Source organism: Sulfuricurvum sp. RIFOXYD12_FULL_44_77, from assembly GCF_001830725.1.
Lineage (GTDB): Bacteria > Campylobacterota > Campylobacteria > Campylobacterales > Sulfurimonadaceae > Sulfuricurvum > Sulfuricurvum kujiense_A.
Window position 1 is genome coordinate 1 of record NZ_MIBU01000049.1, and the last position, 9,888, is coordinate 9,888.

Consider the following 9,888-nt stretch of genomic DNA (forward strand, 5'->3'; position numbering starts at 1 on the left):
GGTTGAAAAAAAACTTCGACGGATTGAAATCGCTTCCCGTACCATCTCGACACTCTATGATGATCTCACCTACCTCATCCTCAATCACGATTTAGCGGTAGAGAATAAAGAGCTTAATCTGAGTAATCTTATCCATGAACGGCTTGAGTATTTCCGCCACCGCATTGAGCAAAAAAAGATTGCCCTCTCCCTTACTATCCATCCTAACATCACACTCACGATCGATCACACCAAAGCAACCCGCCTCATCGACAATCTCCTCTCCAACGCCATTAAATACAACAAGATGGAGGGGGAGATTACCATCACCCTTACAGATGAGACGTTATGTATCGAAGATAACGGCATCGGGATACCCGATGGTATGATCGATCGGGTGTTTGAGCGTTATATGCGTGCCGATAAGAGTGTGGGAGGGTTTGGAATCGGTCTGAATATTGTCGCCATGATCGCGCGCGAGTATCATCTGAAAATCACGATAGAGTCGAAAGAAAAAGTGGGGACGAAGATTTGTGTAGCGTGGGAACGATCCGCAAGAACTTTCATATCGGCGTCGCTTGTTCGTAGAGAGCGAAGTTTTTACGGACATAGGCTTGAAGGAGAAGTTTGAGATCGTTATTCCCCTCAAAGTTAAAATACTGTTTCATCTGTAGGGTTAAAAATCGGGCAAAATCTTCTTCTACATCAATGTCATAGCGTTTGGCAAGGTTTTTGTTCATAGTATGACAAGTTCACTACGAAATGCAACATATTTGCAACAATGAGGTGCTAGAATTAATTAAAATCAGAAACAAACAGAGTAGGTTGAAATGACAATTAAACAACAAATAACTTTAGGTATCGGTTCCATCGTTTTAATGATAACGTTGAATGCCGTCCTAGGGGCTATAAATAGTCACAAAGTAAATGTCCTTGCAGAGCAAACGTCAGCAGAATCAGTCCCTCACGCTTTTTTAGCGGCAGATGCAAAATTCCAAACATCCCAAATACAACAATTTTTAACCGATGCTTCATTAACTCAGGAAAACGATGCAATCAAAGAAGCAGAAATCTCATATTCTGCTCTTTTAAAAGATATGGATTCATTTGAAAATATGTTCAAGAATGAAGGTAATACTAAAGGATTAGCTGAAATCAGCGAAATTAAGCAAGATGCACAAGGGTTGCTTGAGTCGGGCAAACAGATGAAACAAGCATATGAACGAAGCAGTTCTGAAGGCAATAGCGCTATGGATAAGTTTGACGAGATGTCGTCCCTTTTGGCTGATCGTATCAATGCACTTCAACATTCACAAGTAAAAGAAGCTAACTACAATTTAGCGACGGTTATTGATAAAGCGCAGGAATCTTCGACAATAACAATTATTGTAGGGATTTTATCTGTCTCTATCGGATTGCTAGTCGGATATTTTACCATCTCCATTATTAGCCGATCCGTACAAATTTTGAATAGCTCTATCCAAACAATGGTCGATAACAAAGATCTTACCCATACCATTAGTATTCCCAATAAAAATGAGCTAACCGACATAGCGGATCATATCAATGCATTGACAAGTGCTTTGCGACAAACATTTCAAATAGCTCAAAATGCCGCAGCCGAAAATATCTCGGTATCTTCCGAACTCTCCAGCACTTCTCTGTCGATAGGTAAACAGGCTGAACATACCTCTAATATTGTTGAAGAAACAACAAAAAATGCAAATGTTATTAAATCAGAAATCAATTTAACGCTCATACGTACTACTGAAGTGACAGAAATGGCAGCCAATGCTAGAAATAATCTTGAATCAGCTCAGCTCTCTTTGCGTGAAACGATAGAATCGCTGAATGAAACGGTCGAAATTGAAAGCGGAATAAATGAACGGCTGAATTCGCTTACCCAAGAAGCGGCACAAGTTAAAAACGTTCTTACGGTCATTTCCGATATTGCCGATCAAACGAACCTGCTGGCGCTCAATGCCGCTATTGAAGCAGCTCGTGCGGGTGAACACGGTCGCGGCTTTGCCGTTGTAGCCGATGAAGTTCGAAAATTAGCGGAAAGAACTCAAAAAAGTCTTATAGAGACCAATGCAACCGTCAACATAATTGTTCAGTCGATTATGGACATGTCAGAGCAAATGAATAAGAATGCCAACCAGCTTGAAAAGCTTTCAACGTTAGCCGTAGAAGTTGAATCTCAAACGGATATGGCTGTGCATACTTTAATCGAAACGGTTGATGGAATGAATGATGTAGCACAAAAAGCCAAAACAAACACACAGCGAAACGATGCGATTATTGATGAAATCAATAAAATTCATGTTATGTCAACATCGAATGCCCGAAGTGTCGAAGAAATAGCAGCAACAGCTACACATTTGCATAAAGTTTCTGAAAATATGTCCTCTCAAATATCTTCTTTTAAAATTTGAGGATAATTTGTAAAAACTTTTTTATGTATGGCTATTAGCTTATGATGAAAAATTCAATACGGCGATTTTTGGATCGGTTCTCTTCACTATCATTAGGGGCAATCGGATTCGTATCGCCTAATCCATGCGCATGTATTTGATTTACATTTACCCCTTGAATAATTAAATAATCAGCAATCAATTTAGCGCGAGCTTCAGAGAGTAAAAAGTTTGTTGAGAACCGTGCTTTAAGCAGTTTTGGTGGTACATCATCCGTATAAACATTAATTGTCACCGATTTATATTTTTGATGTTTAAAACGTTCTGCCCATTTACGTAAATGATTTTTCCCTTCCTCACTAATAATAACATCTCGACCTTCGAATATTTGGTAGTTTCTAAACTTCAATGGTGGAAAAGACGCATAGAGGTATTTTGACTCATTTGATACTACAGAATTATTGTTACCTTTTACATCTGCGTTTGTTACTATTAAATGAGGGAGAGTACTGTTGTCAAAATTATATTTTTTAGGGACAGGCAAACGCTTTGTCAATAAAGAATATTTTGAATCATTCTGTTCATAATTTTTATAGGAAACTACAGAATTTCCATAACCAATTTGACAAAACAATAAAACAAACCAAAAATATTTAATCATTCATTAATCCATAACAACAAGAATCTGTTTCATACCTCTGGTTGAAGCAAATTCTTTAAGATATTTCGCAAGAGCTAACACATCATTGTTTTTCATTCTAATACAACCGGCGGATTCATGCTTACCAATAGTTTTTTCATTAATTGTCCCATGGATACGATACGTCTGACGTCCATCAACACTATGTGTAAGTGAAATTTTTGCCGAACCCATATAGTTGTATGGGCTTTCAGGAGAGATAACTTTTGGCAGCTCGATATTGCGCACTTTTTTGAAATAATCCAATGTTTCTGCTGTAGGATACCAAATCGGGTGCAGAGAGATGGAGGAAATCCCCCCTTTCCCTTCGGGTTTTTTAACATCAGGTTTTGCGGTCGAAACTTTATATTTGTTAAGTTTGAATTTTTGTTGATTTTTATATCCATTGACTGTCATAAAATTATTAGTTGAATTGATATAAATAACAATTCGATCTAAGTTTTTTGGACTATAGGTATTCATATCCACTGTTGATATTTGCATCGTTTGTTCAAAAACAACACTCTTGTTTTCTGATTTACTTGTGCTATTTTCATCTATATCTAACTGCTTTTGATTTGAGATGTACTCATCTGAAGGGGCTTTTTCTATGTGGATAGACTCATCTAATTTTAATGGGAATTTAACTACTTTCCCATTTTTTGTTTGTGCAAGATATCCTGCCGTCAGTTTCTCAACATAAGGTTTCAATTTTTTCAGTTCATCGGATAAATTCTTTTTGAACGCTTCCGCTTCTGAAATATTTTCAAAAGTACCATAAGCAATTCTGTATAAGCCTGCTTCACTTCTGATAATATAGACATCTTTTTCGGCTTTTTTTATATAGCGATTTTTATCAAAAAATGCTTGCTTATAGGTTTTATCAGAGCATACAAATACTGTGTAAATATTTGTATCTGCTACAACTGATACAAGAATCAACTTTATAAAAATAAACCAATATAAAACTTTTTTTATCACGTAAACTTTACCTCAATATTTGATGAATCACTACAAGTTTTGCAAAACAATAAATCTTGCTCAAAATAGCCAAAATACTACCATTTTAGTGTCGCAAACCTGTTGCAAAGCATACTGAGCTTCCCACAACTACTAGACATTTTTGAATCACTTAATGCCTCTATTCAAGATTAAAAAGCTGATAAATTACCGTGTTATAAATATGATCTTGCAGTATCCGAAGCTTGCCGAAGCCTATTAAGGTTTCGACGGTGGATGAGATCATTTGTGTAGCGTGGGAATAACCCCCGCTATCTCTTATTTAAGTCCTGCGATATGATCTGCAAGAACTTTCATATCGGCGTCGCTTAACGCGGCGGTTTGCCCTTTCATCAAGGCACCCATCCCTTTAGTATTGCGCGTTCCCGCTTTATACCCTTTTAGCGCCTCGAGTGTTTTAGCAGAGTTCCATCCTGCGATCACTTCCGATTTCCCAAGTGCCGCTTTTTCACCTTTAAGACCGTGACACGCCGCACATTTTTGATACAAAGCACCGCCCTCAGCAGCACTCAACATAACACTTAAACCCAATATTGCAAGTAACATTTTCATAATAAATCCTTTTATCCTATTTTATTTTCAACCACAACTTGGGACATTGCCGCTATCAGAACCGTATTCTTTTGCAAAATCACCGATATCTTGAAGCTTCTCTTTCATACTCGGATTAGTAAGAAGCGGAACCGAAGCGGGAAAGCGTTCGCCGTACTCTTGTACAAACCCTTTTGCATCATCCGCAAAAAGCTCTTCCCATTCCGCTACCGTATGTTCAGCGGCAAATTTGGTACCGTTCATATTGAACTTCGCTTTGAGCGTTTTAAGATAGACTTTTTGACCCGCCTTAGCATCCGCTAAAGCAACTGAAGCACTGAGTGCTGTGATTAACAAGATTGAGAGTAACTTTTTCATCTTAAACTCCTTTTTATGAGAGCAGTATAAAAAGTTATTGTGAAGTGATTGTGAAAGGGAATTAGAGAGTTTGAATCTGCTCGATCAGTTTGAGGGCTTGCTTCTCTTGCTCATAAAGAGCGAAGTTTTTACGGACATAGGCTTGAAGGAGAAGTTTGAGATCATTATTCCCCTCGAAGTTAAAGTCCTGTTTCATCTGCAGGATTAAAAATCGGGCAAAATCTTCCTCTACATCAATGTCGTAGCGTTTGGCATTGAGAGTGAGGGATACTTTCATTTTCATCCAAGCAAGCTTTCGATTTTGGAAACAATCGTCTCAATCTCGGCATCTTTGGCGGAGAGTTCATCACTGTACATTTTAATCTCTTCATCTTTCGAAGCAAGTGCCCCCTGCAGACGTTGAATCTCAGCATCTTTGTTTTGCTCATTACCGCGAATCGAAGCACTCTCAGAGCGAAGCGTTTCGATTTCCGCTTGGAGAGCAGATTGTTTTTCAATTAAATCGGTAATAAGTGTGGTCAATTTTTCCAACGGAGTAGGATTAAATAGCATAATGAACCTTGAGTGATAGAGTCTTTATCCTAATTTTAACATAAATTCTCAATGGCTTTCCCTTTTACCGCCATTTCCCTGTATAATCTATCATTTTCTATTTTAGCTTTTTAATCACAAATCTTGGAGATACGTTCATGAATGATGTGGATTTGAAAAACGCGTTAGAGCGTATAGCAACTCTGGAAAGAGAACTTTCTGAGTATCAGCACATCGAAACAAAGCTACGTGAAAACGAAGAAAAATTTCGTCTTCTTGTTGAATCGACAAGCGACTGGATATGGGAAGTTGACGCGCATGGAAAATATACCTATGTCAGCCCGCAAGTCGAAATGCTGTTAGGGTACTCTCCTGCGGAAGTCGTGGGTAAATCGCCGTTTAACTTCATCCCCTCGGAAGAGGTTCAGCACGTCGGCAGCGAATTCATAAAATGCATTGAAAATCGTTTACCGATAATTGCCCTTAGAAATACCAATATCTGCAAAGACGGCACTCTGAAAATTTTGGAGACGAACGGAGTCCCATTTTTCGACAAAAAAGGGGATTTTGCAGGCTACCGAGGGATAGACCGCGATATAACCGAACGTATACTGATTGAAACTATGTTAAAACAAGAACGAGATTTTTCCAACCGACTGGTAGAAACTGCACCACTCATCATTGTGATACTGAGTCCGGAGGGTAAGATTATCCGCTTCAATACCTTCATGGAGAGCGTATCAGGGTACTCTTTGAAGGAGGTGGAAGGAAAAGACTGGTTCGATATTTTCCTTCCGGAATCTCATAGGGAAAAAACAAAAAAAATATTTATGACTGCCATCGACGATATCCAAACCATTGGTAATCTAAATACGATTCTTACAAAAGACGGCAGTCAAAAACTGATTGAATGGTATGACAAGACATTAAAAAATGCAGAAGGCAATACGGTTGGTCTCCTTTCCATAGGACTGGATGTCACCGACCGCAAGGAAGACGAGGAAAAACTAAAACTCTTTCGGTTGCTGTTGGATCACTCCAGTGACGCTATCGAAATAATAGAACCTTTGAGTATGCGTTTTCTGGATATCAATGAAACTGAATGTAAAACATTGGGCTATACCAGAGAGGAGATGCTCTCTATGCGTGTGTTTGACATTGATCCGATGCTAAACGCTGATTCAATGGAAGAGATAAACCATCAGCTTCTTCAAACAGGAAGTGTACAAACCGAACGTATACATCGCCGTAAAGACGGCTCGATATTCCCCGTGGAAGTCAACGTGACCCTTGTTCAACATGACAAATCCTATATATTGGGTATCGCACGTGACATTACCGAACGTAAAATTGCAGAACAATCACTGCGCGAGAGTGAGGAAAAATTTCACAGTATCACCGCTTCCGCACAAGATGCTATCCTAATGATGGATGATGAGGGGAAAATTACCTACTGGAATAAATCCGCCGAAAAAATATTCGGCTATTCAGAGAACGAAATCATGGGATGGCCGTTACATGATCTGCTTGCACCGAAACGGTTTCTAGCTGCCCACCACATAGGATTCGACCATTTCAAAAAAACAGGAGAAGGTGCGGCTATCGGTAAGATAGTTGAGCTGGCGGCTTTGAAAAAAGACGGAACCGAATTTCCCATAGAACTCTCGCTTTCAACCATCCTTAAAAACGGTCGATGGAGTGCCATCGGCATACTTCGCGATATCACCGAACGCAAAAAAATGGAAAAAGAGATCAAAGAGAAAGATGAAATGATGCTAGCTCAATCAAAACAAGCGGCTATGGGGGATATGATTGCCATGATCGCTCACCAATGGCGGCAACCTCTAGCCATAATGGGGATGGAGATTAACAACCTGCTTATGGCTATTGGATTCAATGAGGAGATAACCACCGATTATCTTGTAAAACTCTCAGAGGCACTTAACAAACAAGTGCAGCAACTCTCTACGACGATTGACAACTTTAGAAATTTTTTCAAACCGAACCAATCTAAAGTAGAAATAACGATAGATGAGGTTATACATAATACCCTTAACATCATCGGTTCAAGTTGCGAAAACAATAATATTACACTAACCATTCACGATACTTCTAAAAGCTCTTTATTGATTAACACAAGCTCCTTGATACAGGTTTTTCTCAATCTTTTAGGGAATGCAAAAGATATACTTTTAACCAACAAAGTTGCAGACGCTGCCATCACCATAACCGTTACAGAGACAGATGAGGTCATTATAATCTCCATCTGCGACAATGCGGGGGGAATACCGGAATCCATTATCCATAAAATCGGTCAGCCCTATTTTACAACCAAACAAGAGTTCAACGGTACGGGATTAGGGTTATACATCTCTCGAAGTATTATCGAAAAACATCTTTTCGGAACCCTGACATGGCACAACGAAGAGAAGGGTGCTTGTTTTGTGATTACCCTTAAGATAAAACCGGACAAAGAAGACGTGACGCCGGAATAAAACAGCTCTACTCGAGATGTTTTCGCTCGTACAACCTCCGTAAAAATGCATCAAGGGGATACATCATCCGATAGAGTACCGGAACGATAAAAAGGGCAAGAAGAGTTGAACTGATAAGCCCTCCGATAACGGCAATCGCCATCGGAGCATTGCTCTCATGACCTGCCCCGCCGCCGAGAGCGAGAGGGAGCATCGCAAAAATCATCGCGAAAGTCGTCATCAAAATCGGGCGAAGACGTTTCTCTCCCGCATCGAGGAGTGCTTCATTGACATTTTTCCCCTCTTTAATCGCATTGTTCGCAAAATCGACCACCAAGACGGCATTTTTGCCCACCATCCCCATCAGTAAAATAATCCCGATCATAACAAAAATACTAAACGGGTTTCCAGTGAGATAGAGCGAGAGGATAACCCCCGTAAAACTCAGCGGCATCGCCACCATAATGATGAGAGGCTGAATTAACGACTCATAGAGTGCGGCAAGAATCAGATAGATCAAAACAACTGCCAGCAATACGGTAAAACCGAACGCTTCTATCGTCTCTTGCATCCGTTCGATATCTCCGGTGTAACGATAATGGTACCCTTCTCCTAAAATCGCGGGAAGGGCACTGTCTATTTTGTTGACGAGGGCATCCAAAGGGGCACCGTCGAGGTTGGCCGTAACCAAAATTTTACGCTCACGGTCAAATCGGTTGATCGATGCCGCCCCCTCGGCCGTCTCCAATGTGATAAGGCCATCCACCATAACCATCTCACCCGTCTGTGTCTGAATCTGCATCTTTTTAAGATCATCGATCACACTTCGATACTCATCTGAGGCTCGGAGGGTAATATCAAATTGGCGGCCGTTTTGTTCAAAATTGGAGATAGCGCTGTCACTCGAATAAGTTGATCCGATCGATTTGGCGATTTGCTGAGCCGAAATCCCCAAACGCTGAGCACTTTCTCGGTTGATCCCGATACGCACTTCCGGTTTTCCCGGTTCGAAATCGGTATCGATATCGATCACCCCCTCACTCTCTTTTAGGAGCTTGATCAAAGCAGCCGATTTTGTCTCAAGAGTCTCCAAATCGGCTCCCGTGAGGACGATTTGAACCGGAGCATTGCTCTCCCCCGTATCGATTGGGGGGACATCTTCGACACTGATAATCAAATGTTTATACGATTTAAATTTTTCTCGGTAAGCGTTGATTACCGACTCCAGAGCCTCTCGTTCTCCTACCGGCAAAAGCTTGGCATAGATCATCGCTTTGTGTGATTCTTGTGCCGCGTTGTAGCCGATAGAGAGGACGACCTTTTGGAACTGTTTGTCCTCCTGCATCGTTTGTACGAGCGGTGCCATCTCTTTTTTCATCGCCTCCAGAGAGATCCCTACGGGTGCCTTGATCATCACCCTCATTTCCGACATATCTTCCATCGGGACAAAAGTTCCCCCTACTTTACCGGCAAGGGCAAAAGAGGAGAATAAAATGGCCAAAACCGCCGCGAGGGTGATCCATTTATAGTGGAGCAATTTCGCCAGAACGGCACGATAGTAAAGATCGAGTTTTTGAAAAATCGGCTCTGTTTTCTCCCAAAATCGGCTCTCGGTTCCGCTCAAAAGACGCGCTCCGAGAGTAGGGATAAACATAATCGCAACCAAGTAGGAAATCAATACCCCCGAAGCAACCGTCATCGCAAAGGAGTTAAAAAATTTCCCGACGATCCCCCCCATAAAAGCTACGGGGACAAAAACCGCCAAAAGCATCGAAGAGATGGCGAGAATCGAGAAAGAGATCTCTCTCACCCCCTCGAAAGAGGCCTCCAAAGGTTCCATCCCGTGTTCCATTTTTTTGGAGATATTTTCGATAACGACAAT

General features: G+C 40.8%; 10 protein-coding genes. 3 read left to right on the plus strand and 7 right to left on the minus strand.

The features are described 5' to 3' along the window. Both A2517_RS02335 and A2517_RS02340 read left to right on the plus strand, forming a co-directional pair. On the plus strand, positions 1 to 610 hold a 610-nt coding region (locus A2517_RS02335), incomplete at its 5' end, for a HAMP domain-containing sensor histidine kinase (protein ID WP_294893760.1). A gap of 199 nt (positions 611 to 809) precedes the next feature. Next, a complete protein-coding gene (locus A2517_RS02340) occupies positions 810 to 2,414 on the plus strand; it encodes a methyl-accepting chemotaxis protein (protein ID WP_294893761.1) in 1,605 nt (534 codons plus the stop codon). Between the two features lie 34 nt (positions 2,415 to 2,448). Here A2517_RS02340 and A2517_RS02345 read toward each other — a convergent pair whose 3' ends face one another. The 6 genes from A2517_RS02345 to A2517_RS02370 all read right to left on the minus strand — a co-directional run bounded on the left by A2517_RS02345 (position 2,449) and on the right by A2517_RS02370 (position 5,553). Beyond that, complete coding sequence (locus A2517_RS02345; RefSeq protein ID WP_294893762.1) at positions 2,449 to 3,054, minus strand: OmpA family protein; 606 nt, start codon at positions 3,052 to 3,054, stop codon at positions 2,449 to 2,451. Positions 3,055 to 3,057: 3 nt separating this feature from the next. Continuing rightward, the gene (locus A2517_RS02350; protein ID WP_294893763.1) at positions 3,058 to 4,053 is read right to left on the minus strand and encodes a L,D-transpeptidase; all 996 of its coding nucleotides are present in this window, start codon (positions 4,051 to 4,053) and stop codon (positions 3,058 to 3,060) included. A 297-nt stretch (positions 4,054 to 4,350) separates the two neighbouring features. Next, entirely contained in the window at positions 4,351 to 4,644 is a 294-nt protein-coding gene (locus A2517_RS02355) for a c-type cytochrome (RefSeq protein ID WP_294893764.1), read from the minus strand. 27 nt (positions 4,645 to 4,671) lie between these two features. Beyond that, the gene (locus tag A2517_RS02360; RefSeq protein ID WP_294893765.1) at positions 4,672 to 5,001 is read right to left on the minus strand and encodes a hypothetical protein; all 330 of its coding nucleotides are present in this window, start codon (positions 4,999 to 5,001) and stop codon (positions 4,672 to 4,674) included. Positions 5,002 to 5,062: 61 nt separating this feature from the next. Beyond that, positions 5,063 to 5,284, minus strand: a complete 222-nt coding sequence (locus tag A2517_RS02365; protein ID WP_294893766.1) for a hypothetical protein — start codon at positions 5,282 to 5,284, stop codon at positions 5,063 to 5,065. Next, a complete protein-coding gene (locus tag A2517_RS02370) occupies positions 5,281 to 5,553 on the minus strand; it encodes a hypothetical protein (protein ID WP_294893767.1) in 273 nt (90 codons plus the stop codon). The genes A2517_RS02365 and A2517_RS02370 overlap by 4 nt, the downstream gene beginning before the upstream one ends. Before the next feature lie 152 nt (positions 5,554 to 5,705). On the opposite strand from A2517_RS02370, the gene A2517_RS02375 reads away from it, so the two are divergent. Continuing rightward, on the plus strand, positions 5,706 to 8,027 hold the full coding sequence (locus A2517_RS02375) for a PAS domain S-box protein (protein WP_294893768.1): 2,322 nt from the start codon (positions 5,706 to 5,708) through the stop codon (positions 8,025 to 8,027). 7 nt (positions 8,028 to 8,034) lie between these two features. Here the strand turns inward: A2517_RS02375 and A2517_RS02380 are convergent. Next, positions 8,035 to 9,888: efflux RND transporter permease subunit (locus tag A2517_RS02380; protein WP_294893769.1), on the minus strand; the 1,854-nt coding region annotated here is incomplete at its 5' end.

Bases quoted from the DNA above. Each gene is read 5' to 3' on its own strand.
- A2517_RS02365 (WP_294893766.1), bottom strand. From the start codon at position 5,284: ATGAAAATGAAAGTATCCCTCACTCTCAATGCCAAACGCTACGACATT.
- A2517_RS02345 (WP_294893762.1), bottom strand. From the start codon at position 3,054: ATGATTAAATATTTTTGGTTTGTTTTATTGTTTTGTCAAATTGGTTAT.
- A2517_RS02360 (WP_294893765.1), bottom strand. From the start codon at position 5,001: ATGAAAAAGTTACTCTCAATCTTGTTAATCACAGCACTCAGTGCTTCA.
- A2517_RS02340 (WP_294893761.1), top strand. From the start codon at position 810: ATGACAATTAAACAACAAATAACTTTAGGTATCGGTTCCATCGTTTTA.
- A2517_RS02370 (WP_294893767.1), bottom strand. From the start codon at position 5,553: ATGCTATTTAATCCTACTCCGTTGGAAAAATTGACCACACTTATTACC.
- A2517_RS02355 (WP_294893764.1), bottom strand. From the start codon at position 4,644: ATGAAAATGTTACTTGCAATATTGGGTTTAAGTGTTATGTTGAGTGCT.